Genomic DNA, 22,637 nt, shown 5'->3' on the forward strand with positions numbered 1-22,637 from the left:
TTAAACATGTCAGCGCTTATACAAGTGCTCCACGGGGAATGTAACATGCTTGGCGTTGATACGTTAGAGATCAAGAGAGGTAAACAATGAACGTCGAAGATTTAAAAAGAAAAACTGAAGCGGATATTTCTGAATTCATCACAAAAAAAATTATTGAACTCAAAAAGAAGACGGGAAAAGAAGTTTCCGACATCCAGTTTACTGCTCGTGAAAAAATGACTGGGCTTGAAAGCTATGATATTAAAATTACATTAATCTAATTGGTATAAGACTCAGTTCGAGTGAAAAGCATTATCTTGAAAGGTAATGCTTTTTTATTTCTGTCATAAAATTTAGAACGTTGTCAAAGCCTTCACTTCTAAGCATAGATTTTCTGCCTACCTTTTAACGGGTCCTTCTGGCGATTCTGAACACCGAGGGGGCGAGGACACGCGGAAAACGGCTGGTTTTTTGCATTTTATCGGCATCATCATCATTTCCTTAACTTGTTGATATTTCAGTCGTGAAATTATTCACGATGTCGAAATGGTTAAATATTGTTCATCATCATGGATAACGAACTGAAAAACCTTCGCCTCAATATCAATCAGCTGGCAGCGGTGACCGATCTTCATCGTCAGACGATCTCCAGCAAGCTGAATAATATTGAGCCTGCCCCTGGCAGTAATTCTCGTCTCAAGCTTTATTCTGTCGTGGATATTCTCCGGGAACTGCTGGGCCGTACCACGGCACCCGAGCTGGTGGATATCGATAAGATGTTGCCGCCGGATCGTAAGGCATGGTTTCAGTCTGAACGCGAGAGGCTTAAATTCCAGCAGGAAACAGGTGAGTTAATCCCGGCATCGACAGTGACCCGAGAATTTTCATCGATGGCAAAAGCCGTCGTTCAGGTGCTGGAAACACTGCCGGATATTCTTGAACGTGATTGTGCGATGACGCCCGCAGCTGTCGTTCGGGTGCAAAAAGTCATCGATGACCTGCGGGATCAGATAGCCCTGAAGGTTGAGCAGGCAGATACGCCGGAACAGGAGGACAGTTCGCCAGAAGAGGAGTAAGCCATGCGACAGGCCACGGCGGCGGAGCTAAGAAAAAACACTGCCGGGATCATCAGAGCACCGCGTCGAATGCCTGTAGCCGAAGCCGTACATAAATATATGCGTGTTCCGGTCGGCGTGGGTAACTCCGTTACCCAGTCGGAGAAAACCACTGCCGAGCAACAGGCAAACTCCAGGAAAACCCAGGCGAAACGTAACGAGCAGAAAATGACGCTCACGGGGCCATGTCGCCCCAAACATGTTCCGCTGACAGCAGAGGCAGGTGTGACGACTTCCGGTTTTGGCTCCCGTGAGGATCGGGCCTGGGTGGTTGAGTCTCTGGTCTTTTCTCTGACGTCAGCAGGATTCAGCTACACCTACAACCTTGTCGTGGACATTCGTAAACCCGCAGCGGCTTCGAAAAAATCAGAAAAGCAGGACAAAACAAGCCCGTCCTACTTCGGTTAACCCTCCCGCCATCCGGCGAATCAGCAACGGAATTTAATCATGAACGGTGTAAACAACCGGACCGGAAAACGCCTGTCCGGCGTCGCCCATTTGCGCCAGTCCGTCAGCGACATACTGACCACGCCCATCGGGAGCCGGGTTCTTGTCCGTGACTATGGCAGTGATCTGTTTTCGCTGGTGGATAACCCACGGGATGATATGACCCGTCTACAAATAATCGCCGCGTCTGCGACCGCACTGGCCCGGTGGGAGACGCGGCTGAAGGTAACCCGTGTGCTTGTTTCCTTTCCTGAAGGGAAGTCCGGCTGTGTACTGGATATCGAGGGGATCAACAAGGAAACCAATTTACCTGTCAGAACGGGAGACATAACGATTTATGGCAAGCAGCTATGACGTGATCAACCTGTCAGAACTGGACGTACCGGATGCCATTGTGGTGCCGGATGCGACGGAAATCTTCACCCGGTGGCTGGCGCGCCTGCGGGAACTTGATGAGCAGTTTGATGCGCTGGTGGAATCCGATCCGACGTTTAAACAGGGGGAGGTGAATGCCTATCAGCTGACGCTGGCTTTTCAGCGGGTTAATGATGCCGTGCGGGCGGTATTTCTCGCGAGTGCAAAAGAGGCTGACCTTGACCAGATAGGTGCCGCATTCAACGTTAAGCGGCAGGTGATTAAGCCCGGCGATCCACTTGCTGTTCCGCCTGTGGAGCCTGAGCTGGAAGGCGATGCGGCATTTCGCGAACGTATCCAGCTTTCATGGGCACAGCTGAATACAGCAGGCGCGCGTAACGCTTACCGCTTTCATGCAAAGTCTGCCGATACGGATGTGCTGGATGCAGATGCCTATGGGCCGGAAACCCATAACCGGCCCGGCTACGTTGATGTCTATGTCCTGTCCCGTACCGGGGATGGGACAGCGGGACAGCCCCTGCTTGATAAGGTTAACAGCACACTGAATGCGGATGAAATCCGCCCGTTAACGGACTATGTGACGATAAAAAGTGCCACGATTGCAAACTATGCTGTTACGGCAGAACTGGAAATTCCGGAAGGACCGGACGCCAGTACAGTGCTGAATAATGCCATCGATGTTTTACGGTCATACACCACGCTTTCCCATCGGATTAAAACCGTCGTCCCCCTGTCCGCCATTTATGCAGCTCTGCAGCAATCCGGTGTGGTCAGGGTAAGACTGATTTCTCCGGTGGCAGATCTGGAAGCGGAAGCGGGTAAAGCACCGTGGTATACGGCCATCAATGTCACCCGCAGGGAGGTCAGCAGCAATGACGGCTAAGTTTCGATCCCTGCTGCCTCCTGGCGCATTTCATGAAGAGCGGGCGCAGGAGCAGGCCAGCGCTGAGCAAATCGCCACTCTTGATACCAATATGGTGCGCAAGTCCAAAAACCCTGATACCTGCCCGGCGCATCTTCTCCCCTGGCTGGCCTGGGAGCATGCTGTTGATTTCTGGGATGACAGCTGGACAGAGGCGCAAAAGCGGCAGGTGATAAAAGATGCCGCTTATGTTCATCAGCACAGGGGAACGGCCGGGGCGGTACGCCGTTCTCTTGGGTCAGTGAACCTGCCCACGACCGTGGTTGAGTGGTGGGAAGACACCCCACGCGCTGTACCTTACACCTTCCGGATCGAAGTACAGAGCAGTGAAGGGGTCAGTGACGCTCTCTATCATCAGATACGCCAGCTTACTGACCGTGCCAAGAACCTGCGTAGCTATCTGAGCAAAATTGATGTGATGGCGAATGTGGGTATGGACGGTGCTTTTTATATTTCGGGTGCGACAACAGCGCATATCGATGTGGACATTTTTGCCGGGGAATCTCATGGCTGATTACTACTCAATTATCACGAACCGGGGTAAAGAACTGGAGGCAGAGGCGCTTGCCAGTGGTCGTCTGATTACACTGACTCACTTTGTGGTGGGTGACAGTAATGGCAAGCAGGTCAAGCCTGATCCGGCGCAAGTCCGGTTGATTAATGAAACTTACCGGGGAGATATCGCTGAACTGGTTGTGTCACCGGAACAGTCCACACAGTTAATGGCGAAAATCGTTCTGCCGACCGGGATTGGTGGATTTACCGTTCGTGAAGTTGGTTTAATGACGGATACCGGAGAACTTTACGCGGTGGCAAACTGCCCATCGATCGATAAACCTGTTGGTGGTGTCAGCGTAAATATGCAGTTTCGCCTGGCAGTATCAGATACCTCAAGCATCACGCTGAATGTCTCCACAGGAGACGGGTTGTTTCTGCGTATAGACCAGAACCTGAAAGAGATAAAAGCGCGTGGCGCGGAAGCACAAAAGACATCGCGGGAGTCAATTGGTATCGTTGATGGTTCTACACAACAAAAGGGGTTGCTCCAGCTTAACAGTGCGGTGAACAGCACCAGTGAAACACAGTCGGCGACTCCGCTGGCTGTCAAAATCGCGATGGATAATGCGAATGCGCGACTGGCAAAAGACCGGAACGGCGCTGATATTCCGAATCCGCCATTGTTTGTCCAGAATATCGGCTTAAAGCCTACGGTTGATAAAGCTGCTAATGCCGTTGATAAAAATGGCGACACGATGACCGGGGGGCTGACGCTGCTGGAAAGCGATATTGTCCTTAAAACATCAAGTTCAGACAGCCCGCAGTACACAATTATTAACACCACAACGGGGACATCTGTGAATATGGATCTTGTTGACAGAAGGCTTCGTATTTTTGGTGTTCCGTGGGGCGGTGGTCCAGTTAAGCAATTCACTTTCGATCTGGAAACTGGCGAGTTCAGTATTCCGCATGCCAATATAAGATTTGGGTCGGGTATCATCCAGGCTGATGCAAATATTTACGGCGCTGCATGGGGAGAGAACGGTAATTCGGGCTGGATAAATCTGTGGATAACCAATCGTATTAATGATGTAAGAACCTGGGTTAACCAAAACTTTGTCAATGTGGTAAGGCGAGGCGACCAGGCCAGTATGGTCATGGATGGCGGTTTAGTGGAAGCTCCTGCCGGATGTTTTCTTACTGGTGGTAACGGTAACGAGAGCAATCAGATTGGCATAGCTTTATACCGTTCACTGCAAACGCGTCGTAATAATGTCTGGGCTATTATTGAGAACTAAAAATGAAACTGATTAATTTGCAACGCTACATTCCTGATGAATTATTTTTAGGTGATGGCATTCAGTATTTTATAGATGCCACAGGTAAGGACTGGTATAAATCGCTACCCAAATTCACAAAGAAATACAGCCTGGCAATCGAGAATGATACTGGTGTTATTCGTAGTATCAGCGAAGATGCATCCAGGTTGTATCCCGGTGGTTTGACGGTTGTTGATGTTGACAGTATTCCTGATGGTTGTGACATTTTCGGCGGATGGGTATTTGACGGAAAAAAAGTTATTCCGCGTGTGTATGAGCCAGAGGAATTACAACGTCAGGCAGAGGCAAAGAAAAAAACATTAATTGACGATGCAGAAGCCGCTATTTCCCCGCTTTCCCGAGCCGTAAAACTGGGGATGGCAACCGCTCAGGAAACATCAATGCTCACTGAATGGGAAAGATATTCGGTGCTTCTGAGCAGGATTGATACCAGTAAGCCGCTGGAAATTGTCTGGCCGGACAAACCAGACCAATAGGAACGGGATTGAGAATTCATCCGCTGCCACTTAATCAAAACAAGGTTGTAGCGGATATTTAAGAACTTCATTCACTCACTAACCAAAACTCAGCTTCTTCAAACATTTCCTGGACAGTACGGCTTATCTGCTCTTTCTCATGCTTGCTGGCTTCAGTGTTGATCGCTGGTGGTATTCAGCACATAGATACTAAAAATGGCGCAGTATATGCGCCATTTTACTATCTCATTGATGGTATCAGCGGGTTGTCCCCAAAGGGATTTCCGGATCCGGTTGGTGAGTAATCCTGTTACGTAGATCTCGTCGAATAATTTCGATGGACCAGAACCAGATTAAATGACCAAAAATTTCGGATACATTCTCATACCATGGAAGGTCAGCGAGAGGAGGGGTCAGTCCCATGAGAGGGAAGGAAATCATATGTACGAAAAGCTGGGCTAATGCACCAGCCAACAACCCCTGCCAGAGTTTAATTTTAGGAAAAACTTCTGCAACTACACAGTAGCCTACGGCGAACACAATAGAAAAAATGATGTGTGTTACACCAACCCAGTTAAACACATGCCCGGCAAAGGTGTAGACCGCTGCGTTAGGATCTGCAAGTCCCATCCAGTCCCGAAGGAAAATATATGGAGGGTTCAGGAAATTGCGGGAGCAATCAATTTGTCCCGCCGCTCTGATTAATGATTCCGGAACACATGCAGTAGTGAACATATCCGACGGGCTACGGGGCGGCAAGGGTACTTCAGCACCCCATTTAACGAATGCTGATACGATACCGGCGATTAACCCGATAAAAGCAGCCAGGCCATAACGTCTGCGGTTAGGTGGTGTTTGTTCAAATATATTCATATTTCATCCATCGCATTTCATTACATCAACGTAATTACTAAGTAGTATTCATAAAAAACAATGAATGTAAAGAATTGTATGTGGTTGTATGTTCTACACCTGAGTTAGTAACAGGAATTCCTAAATTAAACTACTTCATATGCTGCGGCAGAAAGACGGTGATATCAGCATCCGGGAAAATCCGGTGAACCCTCTTACCCAGTCAGATGAGTCTCATCAGATACCTTCGTCCGCTTTGTGCTGTGAGTTCAATGGGTCGATGCAACGCTATCCTTAATCAAGGGGGGGACGTTGCCATGAAACGAAGAACTCGGATTAACTACACGCCAGAGCAGAAGGCTATTATCTGGGACAGATATAAGCAAGGTGATTCCCTGCATGATATCGCCAGAATGTTCGACAGATATCATTCTTCTATCATGCCCACAATCCACCAGACAGGTGGCTACCGTCCTCCCGTTCGAAAGCGGCATCGATTAGCGCTTACGCTTGATGAAAGAGAGGAGATATCCAGAGGGCTGGTAGCCAAACTCAGTATCAGGGACATTGCCGCCAAATTATCAAGAGCGCCCTCAACGATTAGCCGCGAGGTCAGGAGGCACGGTGGTGCAAAACAATACCGTGCAGCAAAAGCCGATGCTACTGCGTGGGAAAATGCACTGAGACCAAAACCTTGCAAGCTAATTGAAAGCCCCGCATTGTGTAAAATCATTGCAGAGAAGATGCATCAGGACTGGTCGCCGGAACAGATCGCCGGTTGGCTGAAACGCTGTTATCCGGATAATCAGGAAATGCATGTGTCACACGAAACGATTTATAAAACGCTTTTTATACAAACCCGGGGAGCATTAAAAAAAGAGCTGCAGCAATGCCTCAGAAGCGGAAGAGCAGTGCGTAGATCCAGAACGTCATCGCTTAAAGGGAAAGGATTAGGGTCAATCCCGAACACGATACCTATCAGCGAAAGGCCACCAGAGGCGGCAGACAGAGCCATTCCAGGTCACTGGGAAGGTGACTTGATTCAGGGCTCGAAAAACTCCTATATCATCACCCTCGTAGAACGTCATTCCCGTTTTGTTATGCTGGCGAAGATCAGAGACAACAAGACCATAACGGTTATATCTGCACTCATCAGACAAGCCCGGGAATTACCTGCTGAGCTTTATAAAACATTAACTTGGGATCGTGGCGCTGAAATGACCAGCCACACACGATTTACTATAGCGACAGACATTCAGATTTATTTTTGTGATCCTCAATCTCCCTGGCAACGTGGCTCGAATGAAAATATGAACAGATTGCTCAGACAATATTTTCCAAAAGGAACTGACTTATCGGTTCACAGCCAGCAAAGACTTAACAGTGTTGCCAGACAGCTCAACGAAAGGCCGAGAAAAACGCTAGACTATGAATCACCCGCAGAACGGTTCAATAAGTGTGTTGCGTCCATCAGTTGAACTCACAGCCAGGAGCGGACATCCAGATCATTTCAGAGTGTTAAGTGCACGGGAAGTCTTCAAGTATGTTAATTATCAAATCGAGTGGGAAGATGATTTCATTGGTCTGTCTGAGCTCTTCTAAGCTCCACCAGTAGTGATCGCTAATGACTTCTTTTTCGTTGTTACTCCAACCTGAGCGGTCAATTTCTGATTTATCCGTAGTTATAATAAAGAAACGTTCTTCAGCAAGAACGTTCTCACCACTTGGTAGCACCATAGGGAAGGTTCTGGAGGCTATTTGTGGTCCCGTAGTTCTTCTTGTCAGGCCCGTTTCTTCAAATAATTCACGTAACGCCGCCTGCTCAAAAGACTCGTTGTGCTCGAGTCCTCCCCCTGGCGTTGCCCAGTATATTTTTCCTTCCAGAGCATCAGCTTTATGGCAGAATCTAAAGAGCAGAACGTGATTTTCAGGTGAAAGGACTATCAATCGAGAGGCTGGACGAGTACGCATGTAATCCCTCTTAAATAACATTTAAACCCTCATTTCGGATTTTCCAATAAACGTAGATTGCAGTCTACAAGTGCACATTGAAAATACCTTTTCTTACCACGTCAACTGCGCTTATCGTCCGCTCCTCGCTCAAAGCAGACTGTCAGTTTGAGTCTGAGCTAATACAGATAATCAGTAGGATGCCCAGTCTTAAAGCAGGGCGAGATAGTCTTCACGCGTCATTAACTGGGAAAATCTCCCACACATTTTCACCTCCAGGCTGTACTTTGAAGTATAGGTTTTAGCTCAGAAAGTGTTGGTATATTAACTATGGATAAATGTGCAAGTAGCTGAATTTTATGAAGTGGAAATATTGTGGATATACCAACGAGAAAATTTAAGTTATTGAAAATATTACCGATAAAATCGGTCTCGAAAACCGGAGTAGGGGCAACTCTACCGGGGGTTCAAATCCCCCTCTCTCCGCCACTATTCAAACACTTGCACGCCTTGCTTTCAACGACAGCAGTCACGGATGTTTTTTTCTTTGAGTATCCTCACAAGTTTGTCGTTCTATTGCCTTCGCGACATAAAAATCCGCTTCAAAATAAACAAAAGCCCGCTTCATATGAAGCAGGCCTGATACGTATTGTGCAAAATTAGAACTGGTAGACTAAACCAACGGCAACGATGTCGTCAGTCGCGATACCATTGCTTTCATAGAAGCTGTCGTCTTCGTCCAGCAGGTTGATTTTGTAATCAACGTAGGTGGACATGTTTTTGTTGAAGTAGTAAGTCATACCCACATCAACATATTTGACCAGGTCTTTGTCAACGTAACGCCAGTTACCATGGCTCACTTCCTGACCACCTAAATCACTGCCCTTGGACTGCAGGTAAGCGATGGACGGACGCAGACCGTAATCGAACTGGTATTGAGCCACAACTTCAAAGTTTTGCGTTTTGTTTGCGATACCGCCATTGCTTTCGCCATTACCGCCGCCGTAGTAGGTCATGTTGCGGGTTTCTGCATACATGGCTGCCAGGTAAACGTTGTTAGCGTCGTACTTCGCACCAACAGTCCAGGCTTCAGCTGTTTCGCCGCCTGCGTAGTTGTTGCGTTTGTTTATACCATCATGGTAACCGCGAGCAACCTGGTCATCAGTACGATCAGAACTGGAGTACGCTGCACCGAGGCTTAAACCGAAGTCAAAGTCATAAGAAGTGGACATACCGAAACCGTCGCCGTTTTCTTTCGCCAGTTTGCGGTTTTCACTATTACCAGAACCTTCCTGACCTACGCTGCTACCTTCATTATTACCCTGATACTGCAGGGCGAAGTTCAGGCCATCAGCCAGACCAAAGAAGCCGTGGTTACGATAAGTGGCAACGCCGTTGGTACGACCCAGCATATACACGTCGGTCTGAGTGTAAGTATCACCACCGAATTCTGGCAGCATATCGGTCCAGGCTTCAACGTCGTACACGACGCCATAGTTACGACCGTAATCGAAGGTGCCGTTTTCAGCAAAGCCCAGGCCTGCGAAAGCCAAACGAGTCCAGGAATCGCCTTTGTCACCTTCGGTGCCGTTAGCCTGAACGTTATATTCCCACTGACCGTAGCCAGTCAGCATATCGTTGATCTGCGTTTCGCCCTTAAAGCCCAGACGTGCATAGGTTTGATCGCCGTCGCTGCCTGCATCGTCAGAGAAATAACGCAGGCCATCGACTTTTCCGTACAGATCCAGTTTATTGCCGTTTTTATTATAAATTTCAGCCGCATTTGCTGCGCCTGCAGTTAATAAAGCTGGGAGAAGCAGTGCCAGTACTTTTCTTTTCATTATGTATTCCCTTTATTTAATAATTAAAATGAATATGTAGTGATGTCCTGAAAACTACATTTCGATACTATCTATGAAGTTCATTTAATTTAAAATATAACATGTAACAATTATATTTTAAATATTTCAAAATGTTTCCATTTGAATATTTTAAATTATTTTTATATGTTTTTGTTGTTTTTATTCAACACGCAAATGTATATTTATCAATTGGTTTATGCTTATGGTTTTAGTATTTGTTATGTGTATTTTATGTGCTTTTATTATTATTGCTCGTGCTTTCTGGGTAATTTTTTATCAATGCTGCATGCAGAAATTATAAATTGATATTTGTTATAAATATTATTTAATAATTGAATTTTGCTATAAAAGAGGGCAGACAGTGGTTCGGAGTAAAAATTATTGCTAAGGTGGTTTTCTTTATGTAAAGGGAGAGAGCATGGAACTCCACGACTGGCAGTCGCGATTTGAAGCCTGGTTACGTGAAAATCATTCAGAGCACGACGCTGCCCACGACATCTTTCACTTTCGCCGCGTGTGGAAGACGGCTCAAAAGCTGAGCACGGATGCGAACGTAGACTGGCTGGTGGTGCTGACGGCGTGCTACTTCCATGATCTCGTCAGTTTGCCGAAGAATCATCCCGATCGCCATCGTTCGTCGGTACTGGCAGCCCAGGAAACCCGTCGCGTTTTGATGCACGATTTCCCTGATTTTCCACAACAAAGAATACCTGCCGTGTGCCATGCCATTGAGGCGCACAGCTTCAGCGCCAAAATCATACCAGAAACCCCGGAAGCCAAAATCGTGCAGGATGCTGACCGGCTTGAGGCGCTGGGGGCTATCGGTCTGGCGCGCGTGTTCGCCGTTTCTGGCTCGCTGGGTGTGGCATTGTTTGATGCGGAGGATCCGTTTGCCCGGCAGCGCAACCTGGATGATAAACAGTACGCGCTTGATCATTTCCAGACCAAACTGCTGACGCTGCCACTGACAATGCAAACTGAACAAGGGCGGCATTTGGCACAGCATAATGCTGACTTTTTATTGACGTATATGGCAAAACTCAGCGCAGAATTAAAAGGAGAATATGAAATGTTGGATCTTGCGGCGATTCAACTCCTTAAAGCATATCAGTAGTCGTCATTGCTGAAACGTCAATTGCACCAATTTATGTTAACCTGTCGACTATCCATTTCGGCCGGTTAAACGTATGCAGGATAATTTTTCAGTAGCAGGCTCCATGAAACCGATGACAGATGATACCGGAGTTACCGTTCAGGTGATTTTGGCTAAGTTGCTTGAAATATACGATGTGAAAACGCTGGTTGCTCATCTTAATGGCGTCGGCGAAAACCACTGGAGTCCGGCCATCTTTAAGCGTGTGGTCGCCAATCAAACATGGCATCGCCTCAGCGATCGTGAGTTTGCTCACCTGTATTCTTTACTCCCGACGCCGCCTGCGCATCATCCACATTATGCTTTTCGCTTTATCGATCTTTTTGCTGGTATTGGCGGGATTCGTCGCGGTTTTGAAGCGATTGGCGGGCAGTGCGTGTTTACCAGCGAGTGGAACAAGCATGCGGTGCGCACCTACAAGGCGAATCACTACTGCGATCCTCTGCAGCACCACTTTAATGAAGATATTCGTGATATCACCCTCAGCCATCATGAGGGGGTGAGTGACGAGCAGGCTGCAGAACATATTTGTCAACATGTTCCCGAGCATGATGTCCTGCTGGCTGGCTTCCCTTGCCAGCCATTTTCTCTGGCGGGTGTATCAAAGAAAAACGCGTTAGGGCGTGCCCACGGTTTTGCCTGTGATACGCAAGGCACGCTTTTTTTTGACGTGGTGCGAATTATCGACGCGCGGCGACCGGCTATATTTGTGCTCGAAAACGTTAAAAATCTGAAGAGTCATGACCAGGGAAAAACTTTTCGCATCATTATGCAAACGCTGGATGAACTGGGCTATGACGTGGCGGATGCAGCAGATAATGGCCCGGATGATCCGAAGATTATCGATGGGCAACATTTTTTACCCCAGCATCGCGAACGTATCGTGCTCGTCGGCTTCCGACGTGATCTGAGCCTGAAGTCAGACTTTACGTTGCGCGATATTGTCAGCCGCTACCCTCAGCGTCGAACGACGCTCGCAGAGCTGCTTGAACCGACCGTTGATGCGAAATATGTGCTGACACCGGTCCTGTGGAAATACCTGTATCGCTATGCGAAAAAACATCAGGCACGGGGCAATGGGTTTGGCTACGGTATGGTCTATCCCGGTAACCCCGATAGCGTAACGCGTACATTATCCGCACGTTACTATAAGGATGGGGCTGAAATTTTGATAGACCGTGGCTGGGATATGGCGCTGGGTGAACAGGATTTCGATGATCCCGCCAATCAGCGACATCGTCCTCGTCGATTAACGCCAAGAGAGTGCGCTCGCCTGATGGGGTTTGAGTCTCCTCAGGGTTACCAGTTTCGCATTCCGGTATCAGATACCCAGGCTTACCGCCAGTTCGGTAATTCGGTGGTCGTTCCGGCATTTGCGGCGGTAGCCAAACTGCTGGAGCCGAAGATCAAACAGGCTGTTGCACTCCGTGAGAAAGAACAGCAGCATGGCAGACGTTCACGATAAGGCGACACGCAGTAAAAATATGCGGGCGATAGGAACCCGCGATACGGCGATCGAAAAACGTCTGGCCGACATCCTGACGGAGCAGGGGGTAACGTTTCGCGTGCAGGATGCGACGTTGCCCGGCCGCCCCGATTTCGTGGTGGATGATTATCGTTGTGTTCTCTTTACCCACGGCTGTTTTTGGCATCAGCACAACTGCTATCTCTTTAAAGTCCCGGCAACCCGCACGGCGTTCTGGCTGGAGAAGATAGGAAAAAACGTGGTACGTGATAAGCGGGACTGCGAAAAATTGCAGTCGTTGGGATGGCGGGTCTTGATTGTCTGGGAGTGCGCCCTGCGTGGGCGTGAGAAACTGGATAACGAGGCGCTGTCTGAACGGGTTATCGAGTGGATCTGCGGCGGCGGTGCCACTGCGCAGATCGACACTCAGGGCATTCATTTACTGTAACGACTTTTCCGATGGGGCTGCGACCGCGTCAGCTTTGACCGGGAATAAGTATTTCCCCAGCGTCACCAATACCACGGCAAAAACAATGACTCCGAGCGCCAGCCACTCGATCAACGCCAGGCTTTCACCTCCCAGTCCCGTACCTAACAGAACCGCCACTACCGGGTTGACATAGGCATAGCTGGTGGCTAACGCCGGGCTTACATTACGGATAAGGAACATATAAGCGTTAATCGCAATAATTGAGCCGAACAGGGCGAGGTATGCCACCGCCATAAAACCGGAGAAGGTTGGCATCGTGGTCAGCTTTTCTCCACTGAGCAGCGATGCGCACATCAGCACAATACCCGCGGCTAACATTTCAATAGCTCCGGCCATCATGCCAACGGGCAAGGTTATGCGTGAGCCGTACACGGAGCCAAACGCCCAGCTCATTGAACCAATCAGGATTAATACCGCCCCCCAGGGATTACCATTCAAGTTACCACCGCTGTTCAGCATGATGATCCCGGCGAGTCCAATTGCGATCCCCATCCATTCCAGTTTGCGCGTTTTGATGCCAAAAAAGTGACTAAAGCACAACGTAAACAGCGGGACGGTGGCAACCACTACGGCGGCTATACCGGAAGGAACATTTTGATGTTCTGCAACGGTAACCAGCCCATTACCCACGGCCAGCAGCAGGATACCAATTAACGCGGCGTTCAGGAGCTGGCGCAGAGGCGGTAGCTTGTGTCCGCGAAGAAGTAAAAAAAATGTTAATAACACTCCAGCAGAGAGAAAACGTACGCCAGCCATCATCAACGGCGGCCAGCTTTCTACGCCAATGCGAATAACGAAGTACGTGGAACCCCAAATGATGTACAGCGCGAATAGCGCACTGAAAAGCGGTAACAATTGCCTGAAACGCATAATCCCTCACGGTGGAAATAAAAAGGTGCAACATAGTAAACGTCAAAACTATCATGCTGGCGAGACTTATAATTGCCTGCCGTTGTTAAATATTTGTTGACCAGAAAGGTCTGTTTCAGCATGGCGTGTTTTACTTCATACTTATGGCTGCAAAAAAATAATATTGAGGGTTAAAATTTTGGCAGGAAGTAGCTTACTCACCTTGCTTGATGACATCGCCACGCTTCTGGACGATATCTCAGTGATGGGAAAACTGGCCGCGAAAAAAACGGCGGGTGTGCTGGGAGACGATTTGTCGCTTAACGCGCAACAGGTGTCGGGCGTGCGGGCGAACCGCGAGCTTCCGGTGGTCTGGAGTGTAGCCAAAGGATCTTTCGTCAACAAAGTTATCCTGGTGCCGCTGGCGCTATTGATCAGCGCCTTCATTCCATGGGCGATCACGCCCTTATTGATGATTGGCGGGGCGTTCCTCTGTTTTGAGGGCGTGGAAAAAGTGCTTCACACCCTGGAAGCGCGAAAACACCAGGAAACACCGGAAGAACGCCAGCAACGTCTGACGTCTCTTGCCGCACAGGACCCGCTGACGTTTGAGAAAGATAAAATCAAAGGGGCGGTACGTACCGACTTTATTTTATCTGCAGAGATAGTGGCCATCACGTTGGGTATTGTGGCGGATGCGCCATTGTTGAATCAGGTCCTGGTTTTGTCGGGTATTGCTTTGGTGGTGACCGTTGGCGTGTATGGTCTGGTCGGTATTATTGTGAAGCTCGATGATATTGGCTACTGGCTGGCAGAAAAGCGCAGCGCACTTACTCAGGCTCTGGGTAAAGGATTGCTGGTGGTTGCTCCCTGGCTCATGAAATCACTTTCCGTGGTTGGCACGCTGGCGATGTTTTTAGTCGGCGGCGGCATTGTGGTACACGGTATTGCGCCGCTGCATCATGCGATTGAGCAATTTGCCCAACAGCAGAGTTCATTCATTGCTCTGATGCTTCCGACTCTGCTGAACCTGGTGCTCGGCTTTATTATCGGTGGGTTCGTGGTACTGCTGGTAAATATGGTAGCCAGGTTACGCGGAGTTTCGCACTAATTGTCGCGTACCGAATTACGCAAAACGTCTCTTTGTCGTCTAAGGTGAAAAGGTTTCTCTTGATACAGGAGGCGGGTATGGTCTTTTCTGTCAGTGAGGAAGTCACCGCGAAAGAAGGTGGCCCACGCATGATCGTTACCGGGTATGCCAGCGGAATGGTGGAGTGCCGCTGGTATGACGGTTTTGGCGTCAAACGGGAGGCATTTCGTGAAGATGAACTGGTTCCTGGCGAACGCAGTCCACTACGCAGGATGCCTGAATACCGCAGGCTGGCGTAACCTGGTGATCTCTCAACCATTAGTTATATTTATCATTTTGGTGAGAATTATTTACTTGTCAGGCAAAAAAATTGCAGATAAGGTTGGTTTCGCATCAGATTTCCTGGTGTAACGAATTTTCAAGTGCTTCTTGCATAAGCAAGTTTGATCCCGACCCGATAAGGGCCGGGATTTTTTTCGCCCAAAGTCAGCGATTGATCTCCGTCACGCTAAAATCATGGATATCAAGCTCGAATGCGTCGGCCAGTTCATGCCATGTATGATAATCCCGGCCATCAATGCTGACGCGATCGGGGTCATCATGGCTGCGGTGAATTTCGCTCTCGCAGATTTCGTTGATAGCTTTCAATAGCGCGTCCACATCGACGCTGACTTCACGTTTGGCCGTATCGCTGTACTCTTTCGCGGTTTTCATCCTCATACCTCTCAACCGTTAAGGATACCGGGGCACGTATCAGAATCTCTGATGCGTACAAGTTAAGTATAGACCGTCGAGAAAACCCGCAATCACGCGAGCATGGCGCTGCCAGGAAAAGGAATTTGTTCTACACTGGCACAAAGCCACAGGAGGAAAATGATGAAGGTGAATGATCGGGTTACAGTCAAAACGGACGGCGGGCCGCGTCGGCCAGGCCGGGTACTGGCGATTGAAGAGTTTAGTGAAGGCACCATGTACCTGGTTTCTCTGGAAGACTACCCGCTCGGTATCTGGTTCTTTAATGAGTCAGGCCATCAGGATGGGATCTTTGTGGAAAAAGTGGAGTAATCCAGACGCTGATTCTGACTGGTGGCAAACCCACCAGTCAGAACATCCTAACGCATATTCACAAAGATACCATTGGTGACGTTATCTGTGAGTCGTACAACGTGATAGATAACTTGTTTATTATGTGTCTTGATCTTTCGTTTTATATTCCCCTTATGGGATGAGACTGTCTTCGCCTTGATATTCATTTGATCGGATATCTGTATTGTTCCCTGACCGGCCATCCACATACGTAGCATGCTGGATTCGGTACGGCTTAATGATAGTGTTGGCAGGTTCACATCAATGACAATATCCACTTCCTTTTTCAGAATATCGCCAAGAAGTTCATCCAGTGAATCTGGTTTAATCGACTTAGAACTGATTAATAAATTTTTTCTTACTAAGAGATACTCATCAAAATGGACATTGGCAATCGCCATAAATACAATAAATAAAGTGCTGGGATGTTGATTAATGATTTGCTTAATTCTCTGGCTGTTATCCGGATCGTGAATAAAGCAGTCTTCATTAATAAACACCACAGACGGCTGCAGTGAGACACAGGCGATGCTGAGTTCATCAACGCTTGAAATATCGTTGATTTCCCTTTTCTTCACCCCCCGACTTACCAGATATCCGGTCAACCCTAACCGGGTGTAACTGCATAAATCCATAATAATCGTTGACATGGCATACCCTCACTCAATGCGTAACGATAATTCCCCTTACCTGATTATTTCATCACAACTAAACGGAATAATAACGACCCAATATGACGCTTTCGCTGTTTTCAGGCGAATTTACTATCCCGTAAAGTTGCGTATAATTTGCCAGGAAACATCTTAAAGTAAAGTAAATGTTGCGTTATGTGAGGGAGGCAAAAACAAATAAACAGCGACAGCGTTATCCTGGTGGATGTTGTCTGTATTTGAATTTAGGACAATCCTTAGTAAGACAGGATAAAAAATAAGGGTTATTATTTTGAAGGCATTTCACTGATGATGTCAGCCAGCAAATTAAAAATCTCACTGAATAAGCGCTCACAGAAGGGGGCAATTAATGGCATGAGCGCAGCCATTAATGAAATACCCACGGTCAGGGTGAGAGGGAAACCAATGACAAATATCGATAGCTGCGGCGCCATACGGTTTAACAAACCGAGTGCGAGGTTGAGTGTGAGCAGCAGCGTCATCACCGGCAGAGCCAGCATCAGACCATTGAGGAAGATGAGCCCCCCCGCCCGCGCCAGCGCGAGAAAGGCATTGCTATTAACCGGATGGCCACCGATAGGCAGAGTATGGAAGGTATCCACTAACAGCGAGATAAGCCACAAGTGACCATTAAAGGTGAGGAACAGCAGCATCGCCAGCAAATCTATCAGACGTGCCAGAACGGGCATATTCAGGCGGCTGCCCGGGTCGAAGAAGGTTGCGAAGGAGAGACCCATTTGCAGACCGATGATTTCCCCGGCGGTACGCACCGCGGCAAACGCAAATTGCATGGTGAACCCTAACGCGATGCCGATCAGGATTTGCTGCATCGCCAGCCATATCGCGCCGACAGAAAAGATAGGCACGTTTGCGGGGGGAAGCAGCGGAGCGATAACCATGGTAATCATCAATCCCAGCCCCAGTTTTACCCGTTTGGGGATGGCGCGTTCGCTGAGTATTGGAGCCGTTGAAATGAGCGCCAGTATGCGCAGCAGGGGCCAGAAGTAAAGATTCAGCCAGTGGAGCCACTCAACGCTGGTCACCTGCAACATAGCGTCGTTTACCCGATGATGTAGGGAATATTGCTGAACAGCGTACGCACGTAGTCGAGCAGCAAGTTAAGCATCCACGGACCGGCAACGATGATGGCAATAAAGACCGCGACAATTTTCGGAATGAAGGACAGCGTCATTTCGTTAATCTGGGTTGCCGCCTGCAGGATACTGATGATAAGACCCGTAACGAGGGCAACCAGCAACAAAGGTGCGGCAAGGGCAAGGGCAACTTTCATCGCCTCAGTGCCCATCATCATGACCGATTCAGGAGTCATTTCGCGCCTCTAACTGTAAAAGCTTTGTGCAAGCGAGCCGACAAGCAGCTGCCAGCCGTCAACCAGCACAAACAGCATGAGCTTGAATGGAAGTGCAATGGTGGCAGGAGGCACCATCATCATCCCGAGCGCCATCAGGACGCTGGCGATAACCAGATCGATTATCAGAAATGGAATGAAAATGGTAAAACCTATCTGGAATGCCGTTTTCAACTCGCTGGTGACATAAGCCGGCAGCAAAATGCGCATCGGCACTGCTTCAGGCCCCTGTAACGGGCCGCTGTTTGCCAGGCGGGCGAACAGAGCCAGATCGGCTTCGCGGGTCTGACGTAACATAAACTCACGCAACGGCTGTGCGCCTTTCTCCATGGCTTCCTGCATGGAGATCTTCTCTTCGCTGAAGGGTTGATACGCATCAACGTAGATTTTGTCGATCACCGGCGACATGATGAAAAAGGTCAAAAACAGCGCCAGTCCAAGTAAAACCTGGTTCGGTGGTGCTGACGGTGTTCCCAGCGCATTACGTAACAGGCCAAAAACGATGATGATGCGGGTGAAGCTGGTCATCATCAGCAAAATAGCGGGCAGGAACGTCAGCGAGGTGATAAACACCAGCGTTTGGACGGGCAATGTCCAGCTTTGTCCGCCGCCGGGCAGCGGTTGGCTAACCAGACCCGGTAGTTGGGCCAGGGCTGCTGGGCTGAAAAGCCACAAACCCGTCAGCGTGAGGGATAACAAACGGCGCATCAGGATCTCCCAGGACGCTTCAGCAAACTCTTCATCATGGCCTGGAAATCCGCAGGGGAGGCCGCTTTTTCTTCTGCACTGGCAGGTGCCGGGGGGAGGGTATGCAGAACGTTAATCTGCGATGCTGTAACGCCCAACACCAGACGCGCGTCTTCGACCTCAACAATTACCACTCGCTCACGTGGGCCTAATGAGGTACTGGCCGAAACTTTCAGCCCACGCGTACTGACGCTTTTGGGGGCAAATCCCAGGCGCTTAACCAGCCAGGCGGCTCCCAGGATCAACACAATGATCCCCAGCAGCGCGCCGCTGACCTGCACTAACGGTGATCCGGGTACAGCAGCGGGCTGAGCGACGGTGGCCTGGGTATTCATCGTTAACGGCTCAGACGACGCATACGTTCAGATGGGGTAATAATGTCAGTAATACGTACACCGTATTTATCTGCGACTACCACAACTTCACCCTGAGCAATCAAATAACCGTTGATCAGAATATCCAGCGGCTCGCCCGCCAGACCGTCCAGCGCGACGACCGAACCTTGCGTCAGGCGCAGTAGTTCTTTGATGGTCATGCGGGTGCGGCCCAATTCAACGGTCAGCTTGACCGGAATATCCATGATCAGGTCGATATCCTGCAGCGCACCGCTGACGTCGCCGCCACCTAACTGCTGGAATACCGCATCGGCCGCACTTTTGGTGGTCGTTGTTTTTTGCTCGTTTAACGCGTCAGCCCACAGATCGTCCAATGCACCAGTGTTCTCATCGGACGGATTATTCATGTCACTCATTTGGGCTGTTCCTCATTCAGCGAATTCAAAATCGGGTTTATCAAATGTTCTACGCGTAACGCATACTGACCATTTACGGTGCCATATTGGCTGGTCAGCACAGGTACGCCGTCCACATGAGCAATAATGCGGTCGGGTTTTTCAATCGGCAGTACATCGCCGGGTTTCAGCTTCAAAATCTGGGACAGCCGCAGCGGAATGTCAGCAAAGTTTGCTACCAGTTCCAGCTCGGAATGCTGAACCTGACGCACCAGATTATTGCGCCAGTTCTGATCTTCATTACGCGAGTTTTCCAGCGGCGGGTTTACCAGCAGTTCGCGCAACGGTTCAATCATGCTGAATGGCAGACAGATGTTAAATTCACCGGTCAGGTTGCCGATTTCAACGTGGAACGGGGTGTTCACCACGATGTCGTTCGGGGAGGTGGTGATATTTGTAAACTTCACCTGCATCTCGGAACGGACATATTCCACTTCCAGTGGGTTGATAGCCTTCCACGCGTCGCTGTAGCTTTCCAGCGCCAGTTTCAGCATGCGGTTGATTACGCGTTGTTCAGTGTGCGTAAATTCACGGCCTTCGACTTTCGTCGGGAAACGACCATCACCGCCGAACAGGTTATCTACGGCGATAAACACCAGACTCGGTGAGAACACCACCAGACCTGTCCCGCGTAACGGTTTCAGGTGGATTAAGTTCAGGTTGGTCGGAACCGGTAAGTTACGTGCAAACTCGTGGTAGGGCTGGATACGGATCGCGCCCACTGTAATATCCGGGCTGCGGCGTAGCAGGTTAAATAACCCCATACGGAACTGGCGCGCAAAGCGTTCGTTAATGATCTCCAGCGCCTGCAAACGCTCACGAACGACGCGGCGCTGAGTGTTGGGATCATAAGGACGAATATCGCTTTCATTTGCGATACCGGAAATGGGTTCGTCTTTAGTTTCGCTATCGCCGTTAAGCAATGCGTCGATTTCAGCCTGAGAAAGAATACTGTCGCCCATGTCTTTACCGCAGAATAAAAGCTGTATAAAGAACGTCGGTGACAACCTGTTTCGGCTGCCCGACAACGAGCGGAGTCGCGAGCGTCTCTTTGATAGCGGCAATCAGCTGCTGTTTGCCTTCTTCTGTTGCGAGCGTGTCGCCTCGTCTTTCATGCGCAGTGTGATACCGATATACAGCACGCGATCTGCATCACCTAAATTGACGGTAAACGTATCCAGTGCAAAGAACACTGGGGCAGGCGGTGGAGCCGGTTCCGCTTTTACGCTGGCGGACGGCTGCTGCTGCATGCGCCAGTAGCTATAGCCCGCAGTAGCGAGGGCGGCGAGCGTAATTAACACCAGCAGAGGGATCCAAATAGCGCGTTTACTCTTTTTGTTAATCGCGGAGTCAGTCATCAGATACGGGCTTCCTGTTTCGGTACAGCTTATAGGCTGATTATCCCGTGTCCTGACCACGACAAAGCGTGGAAAAGACACGGATAATCATGCTACCTCTGGCGTTAGGCGAAGATGTCTACTGCACCATCACCGCGAGCCGCGGCTTGCAGTGCGGCAGGTGTGGCCAGAACAGCATCATCTTCGGGAGCAAAAATATCTTGTCCATGCGCACGCCCAGCCTGTTGTTGCTGCGAAGGCGACTGTTGCTGACCGGCAAAGCTTTCGCTGCTGATACTGCTTTGCCCCAGTTGGATCCCGTTTTCAGCCAGTTGAGTACGCAGCATCGGTAATGCTGCTTCCAGCGCCGCGCGCACGTGGCTATGAGGCGAGACCATTTGTAGTTGCGCCATGTTGTCATCGAGCTTGAGGGAAATCTGCACTTGCCCCAGATCCTGCGGATGTAAGCGCAATTCCGCACTTTGCTGGCCCTGGCGGGTGAACAGCGTGACGTGCTGACTCAGTGATTGCTGCCATTCATGGCTTCCCAGCGGGGCACTCAATACCGGTGCCGCGGCAGTCGGTAACGGCTGCGCATGTGTCTGTGTGCCAGCCAGCGGAGCTATTGTTGCGCCAACGCTGGTTGGTGACGGTGAACTTTCAATCTCCGCGCGCGTAGCTGCCGCTACCGTTAATGGCGTTAAACCAACATTATTGGTCTGATCCGCGCCACTGGTATGCATCGCTGTATCTGCTTTACCTTTTTTCCCTTCACCGGTCAGTAATTCACTGGCGCTATCGGTAGTCGTGTTGGGGGTATTACCACGTAACAGCACCGACAGCGTCGTATCCGCCGGGGCTGGGGTGGCATCAACAGCCGGAGTGGTCACCTGTTGCCCCGGCAGCATAGCGAACAGCGCACTCAGGTTGGCGAGATCGTCATCGCTCAGACGGACTGTTTTTTCATCCTGCTGTGCGGTTTTACCCAGTGTTGTCAGGGCATTAACCTTCAGTGACGGCGTGAGCGCAGACAACAGCTGTTGTGCATCAGTCAGGTCGGTCAGCGACGCCTCGGTTTGGACCTCTTTTTGTGCCAGCAGATCGGCTAATTTTACCGTCTGCGCGGTATCACCATTCTTTTGCAATAACCCTTTTTGCAGTTTGCTGCCTGCGGCCTGTAAATCGGCCAGCGACAGCGGGGCATCTTTACCCTGTGCATCGCCTGCACCTAATGCACCTGCCAGCAACGCTAAAAAATCCTCGGGGGAATCTACCGCTTTGCCTGACTGAAGACCTGCGGCTACGTCGGTGTCGGTGGTAATCAGTTGGGGTAAAGTAATCATTCGGGTTTCCTCATAGCTGCACGCTGAGCAAATTCATCCATTTTTTTCTGATCCAGGCGGTTTTCAGCCAGTAACGCGGCTGTGGTTTGCCTGTCCTGCAGAGTCTGCCATGCCTGCAGTCGCTGCTTTTTATCGCGCCAACTGCTCAGCGCCTGGTCTACTTTCTGCGTCCATTGGTTGAGTTGTTGGCGATGTTGCTCAATCGCTTTTTCCAGCGTCTGAATAAATTGTTGATAGTTAATCCAGCGATTACTGGTGATACCCTGACCCATATCGCTATTAAGATTGTTGCGATATTCATGCTGATAATCGATCAGCATCTTCAACTGCTCTTCCGCCTGCTGACATCCGCGGCGCATCTCGCCTAATAAGATAGCTGCGTCATCGACTTCTTTTTCAGCCAGGTCTTTAAGTGTTGCCAGCGCACCATGTTGTGCCATGACCTATGCTCT

The 22,637-nt window shown here is 49.5% G+C and carries 29 protein-coding genes, 1 tRNA gene and 2 pseudogenes; 16 read left to right on the forward strand and 16 right to left on the reverse strand.

Annotated features, from left to right (window positions below; genetic code table 11):
* Window positions 1–86: 86 nt before the first annotated feature.
* The 8 genes from IB196_RS08720 to IB196_RS08755 all read left to right on the forward strand — a co-directional run bounded on the left by IB196_RS08720 (window position 87) and on the right by IB196_RS08755 (window position 5,152).
* Window positions 87–260: an addiction module toxin, GnsA/GnsB family gene (locus tag IB196_RS08720; protein WP_003841960.1), complete on the forward strand. Its 174-nt coding sequence runs from the start codon at window positions 87–89 to the stop codon at window positions 258–260.
* A 288-nt stretch (window positions 261–548) separates the two neighbouring features.
* Window positions 549–1,055 carry a DUF1441 family protein gene (locus IB196_RS08725; RefSeq protein ID WP_115644301.1) on the forward strand — a complete coding sequence of 169 codons (507 nt, stop codon included), beginning with the start codon at window positions 549–551 and terminating at the stop codon, window positions 1,053–1,055.
* A gap of 3 nt (window positions 1,056–1,058) precedes the next feature.
* Window positions 1,059–1,502 (forward strand): hypothetical protein, encoded by a 444-nt coding sequence (locus IB196_RS08730; protein ID WP_223236936.1) that lies wholly within the window; start codon window positions 1,059–1,061, stop codon window positions 1,500–1,502.
* 39 nt (window positions 1,503–1,541) lie between these two features.
* Window positions 1,542–1,895: a GPW/gp25 family protein gene (locus IB196_RS08735; protein WP_101743195.1), complete on the forward strand. Its 354-nt coding sequence runs from the start codon at window positions 1,542–1,544 to the stop codon at window positions 1,893–1,895.
* Complete coding sequence (locus IB196_RS08740; RefSeq protein ID WP_188232095.1) at window positions 1,879–2,799, forward strand: baseplate J/gp47 family protein; 921 nt, start codon at window positions 1,879–1,881, stop codon at window positions 2,797–2,799. The genes IB196_RS08735 and IB196_RS08740 overlap by 17 nt, the downstream gene beginning before the upstream one ends.
* A complete protein-coding gene (locus tag IB196_RS08745; protein WP_101743194.1) occupies window positions 2,789–3,352 on the forward strand; it encodes a phage tail protein I in 564 nt (187 codons plus the stop codon). The genes IB196_RS08740 and IB196_RS08745 overlap by 11 nt, the downstream gene beginning before the upstream one ends.
* Window positions 3,345–4,634 (forward strand): phage tail protein, encoded by a 1,290-nt coding sequence (locus IB196_RS08750; protein WP_348936031.1) that lies wholly within the window; start codon window positions 3,345–3,347, stop codon window positions 4,632–4,634. Before IB196_RS08745 ends, IB196_RS08750 begins: the two co-directional genes overlap by 8 nt.
* 2 nt (window positions 4,635–4,636) lie before the next feature.
* Window positions 4,637–5,152 carry a tail fiber assembly protein gene (locus tag IB196_RS08755; protein ID WP_115643217.1) on the forward strand — a complete coding sequence of 172 codons (516 nt, stop codon included), beginning with the start codon at window positions 4,637–4,639 and terminating at the stop codon, window positions 5,150–5,152.
* Between the two features lie 67 nt (window positions 5,153–5,219).
* Here the strand turns inward: IB196_RS08755 and IB196_RS08760 are convergent.
* A pseudogene (locus IB196_RS08760) lies at window positions 5,220–5,321 on the reverse strand (DinI-like family protein); the annotation flags it as partial.
* A gap of 68 nt (window positions 5,322–5,389) precedes the next feature.
* On the reverse strand, window positions 5,390–6,004 hold the full coding sequence (locus IB196_RS08765; protein WP_040231974.1) for a YagU family protein: 615 nt from the start codon (window positions 6,002–6,004) through the stop codon (window positions 5,390–5,392).
* Window positions 6,005–6,300: 296 nt separating this feature from the next.
* Here IB196_RS08765 and IB196_RS08770 point away from each other — a divergent pair, with 296 nt between their 5' ends.
* Window positions 6,301–7,461: an IS30-like element ISCfr4 family transposase gene (locus IB196_RS08770; RefSeq protein WP_188231706.1), complete on the forward strand. Its 1,161-nt coding sequence runs from the start codon at window positions 6,301–6,303 to the stop codon at window positions 7,459–7,461.
* 40 nt (window positions 7,462–7,501) lie between these two features.
* Here IB196_RS08770 and IB196_RS08775 read toward each other — a convergent pair whose 3' ends face one another.
* A complete protein-coding gene (locus IB196_RS08775; protein WP_188231705.1) occupies window positions 7,502–7,954 on the reverse strand; it encodes an NUDIX domain-containing protein in 453 nt (150 codons plus the stop codon).
* Between the two features lie 345 nt (window positions 7,955–8,299).
* On the opposite strand from IB196_RS08775, the gene IB196_RS08780 reads away from it, so the two are divergent.
* Window positions 8,300–8,422, forward strand: a tRNA-OTHER gene (locus tag IB196_RS08780).
* Window positions 8,423–8,592: 170 nt separating this feature from the next.
* Here IB196_RS08780 and ompC read toward each other — a convergent pair.
* Window positions 8,593–9,774 carry a porin OmpC gene (ompC, locus tag IB196_RS08785; RefSeq protein WP_188231704.1) on the reverse strand — a complete coding sequence of 394 codons (1,182 nt, stop codon included), beginning with the start codon at window positions 9,772–9,774 and terminating at the stop codon, window positions 8,593–8,595.
* A gap of 439 nt (window positions 9,775–10,213) precedes the next feature.
* Here ompC and IB196_RS08790 point away from each other — a divergent pair, with 439 nt between their 5' ends.
* The 3 genes from IB196_RS08790 (at window position 10,214) to IB196_RS08800 (ending at window position 12,861) form a co-directional block, all read left to right on the forward strand.
* Window positions 10,214–10,909 carry a phosphohydrolase gene (locus IB196_RS08790; protein WP_040232465.1) on the forward strand — a complete coding sequence of 232 codons (696 nt, stop codon included), beginning with the start codon at window positions 10,214–10,216 and terminating at the stop codon, window positions 10,907–10,909.
* A gap of 103 nt (window positions 10,910–11,012) precedes the next feature.
* On the forward strand, window positions 11,013–12,413 hold the full coding sequence (locus IB196_RS08795) for a DNA cytosine methyltransferase (RefSeq protein ID WP_149691527.1): 1,401 nt from the start codon (window positions 11,013–11,015) through the stop codon (window positions 12,411–12,413).
* Window positions 12,394–12,861 (forward strand): very short patch repair endonuclease, encoded by a 468-nt coding sequence (locus IB196_RS08800; protein ID WP_040232462.1) that lies wholly within the window; start codon window positions 12,394–12,396, stop codon window positions 12,859–12,861. Before IB196_RS08795 ends, IB196_RS08800 begins: the two co-directional genes overlap by 20 nt.
* Here the strand turns inward: IB196_RS08800 and yedA are convergent.
* Window positions 12,853–13,773: a drug/metabolite exporter YedA gene (gene yedA / locus IB196_RS08805; RefSeq protein WP_040232460.1), complete on the reverse strand. Its 921-nt coding sequence runs from the start codon at window positions 13,771–13,773 to the stop codon at window positions 12,853–12,855. The genes IB196_RS08800 and yedA overlap by 9 nt on opposite strands.
* Window positions 13,774–13,948: 175 nt before the next feature.
* Here yedA and IB196_RS08810 point away from each other — a divergent pair, with 175 nt between their 5' ends.
* On the forward strand, window positions 13,949–14,863 hold the full coding sequence (locus IB196_RS08810) for a DUF808 domain-containing protein (RefSeq protein ID WP_188231716.1): 915 nt from the start codon (window positions 13,949–13,951) through the stop codon (window positions 14,861–14,863).
* Between the two features lie 77 nt (window positions 14,864–14,940).
* A complete protein-coding gene (locus IB196_RS08815) occupies window positions 14,941–15,141 on the forward strand; it encodes a DUF2158 domain-containing protein (RefSeq protein WP_005127770.1) in 201 nt (66 codons plus the stop codon).
* Window positions 15,142–15,328: 187 nt separating this feature from the next.
* Here IB196_RS08815 and yodD read toward each other — a convergent pair whose 3' ends face one another.
* The gene (yodD, locus tag IB196_RS08820) at window positions 15,329–15,556 is read right to left on the reverse strand and encodes a YodD family peroxide/acid resistance protein (RefSeq protein WP_005127769.1); all 228 of its coding nucleotides are present in this window, start codon (window positions 15,554–15,556) and stop codon (window positions 15,329–15,331) included.
* 162 nt (window positions 15,557–15,718) lie between these two features.
* Here yodD and dsrB point away from each other — a divergent pair, with 162 nt between their 5' ends.
* Window positions 15,719–15,907, forward strand: coding sequence for a protein DsrB (gene dsrB / locus IB196_RS08825; RefSeq protein ID WP_005127768.1), 189 nt, complete (start codon window positions 15,719–15,721; stop codon window positions 15,905–15,907).
* 47 nt (window positions 15,908–15,954) lie between these two features.
* Here the strand turns inward: dsrB and rcsA are convergent, their stop codons facing one another.
* The 10 genes and pseudogenes from rcsA to fliJ all read right to left on the reverse strand — a co-directional run bounded on the left by rcsA (window position 15,955) and on the right by fliJ (window position 22,625).
* Window positions 15,955–16,578: a transcriptional regulator RcsA gene (rcsA, locus tag IB196_RS08830; protein WP_040232455.1), complete on the reverse strand. Its 624-nt coding sequence runs from the start codon at window positions 16,576–16,578 to the stop codon at window positions 15,955–15,957.
* 287 nt (window positions 16,579–16,865) lie between these two features.
* Window positions 16,866–17,651, reverse strand: coding sequence for a flagellar biosynthetic protein FliR (gene fliR / locus IB196_RS08835; protein ID WP_040232454.1), 786 nt, complete (start codon window positions 17,649–17,651; stop codon window positions 16,866–16,868).
* An 8-nt stretch (window positions 17,652–17,659) separates the two neighbouring features.
* Entirely contained in the window at window positions 17,660–17,929 is a 270-nt protein-coding gene (gene fliQ, locus IB196_RS08840) for a flagellar biosynthesis protein FliQ (RefSeq protein ID WP_003030425.1), read from the reverse strand.
* A 9-nt stretch (window positions 17,930–17,938) separates the two neighbouring features.
* A complete protein-coding gene (fliP, locus tag IB196_RS08845; protein ID WP_005127763.1) occupies window positions 17,939–18,676 on the reverse strand; it encodes a flagellar type III secretion system pore protein FliP in 738 nt (245 codons plus the stop codon).
* Window positions 18,676–19,050 carry a flagellar biosynthetic protein FliO gene (fliO, locus tag IB196_RS08850; protein WP_040232452.1) on the reverse strand — a complete coding sequence of 125 codons (375 nt, stop codon included), beginning with the start codon at window positions 19,048–19,050 and terminating at the stop codon, window positions 18,676–18,678. Before fliO ends, fliP begins: the two co-directional genes overlap by 1 nt.
* 2 nt (window positions 19,051–19,052) lie before the next feature.
* Window positions 19,053–19,466 (reverse strand): flagellar motor switch protein FliN, encoded by a 414-nt coding sequence (fliN, locus tag IB196_RS08855; protein ID WP_005127761.1) that lies wholly within the window; start codon window positions 19,464–19,466, stop codon window positions 19,053–19,055.
* Complete coding sequence (gene fliM, locus IB196_RS08860; RefSeq protein ID WP_005127760.1) at window positions 19,463–20,467, reverse strand: flagellar motor switch protein FliM; 1,005 nt, start codon at window positions 20,465–20,467, stop codon at window positions 19,463–19,465. The genes fliN and fliM overlap by 4 nt, the downstream gene beginning before the upstream one ends.
* Before the next feature lie 4 nt (window positions 20,468–20,471).
* A pseudogene (locus IB196_RS08865) lies at window positions 20,472–20,863 on the reverse strand (flagellar basal body-associated protein FliL).
* Window positions 20,864–20,967: 104 nt separating this feature from the next.
* Entirely contained in the window at window positions 20,968–22,185 is a 1,218-nt protein-coding gene (fliK, locus tag IB196_RS08870) for a flagellar hook length control protein FliK (RefSeq protein ID WP_149691530.1), read from the reverse strand.
* Complete coding sequence (fliJ, locus tag IB196_RS08875) at window positions 22,182–22,625, reverse strand: flagellar export protein FliJ (RefSeq protein ID WP_005127756.1); 444 nt, start codon at window positions 22,623–22,625, stop codon at window positions 22,182–22,184. The genes fliK and fliJ overlap by 4 nt, the downstream gene beginning before the upstream one ends.
* Between the last annotated feature and the right edge of the window lie 12 nt (window positions 22,626–22,637).

Source organism: Citrobacter sp. C6_1 (assembly GCF_014596835.2).
Taxonomy (GTDB): domain Bacteria; phylum Pseudomonadota; class Gammaproteobacteria; order Enterobacterales; family Enterobacteriaceae; genus Citrobacter; species Citrobacter pasteurii.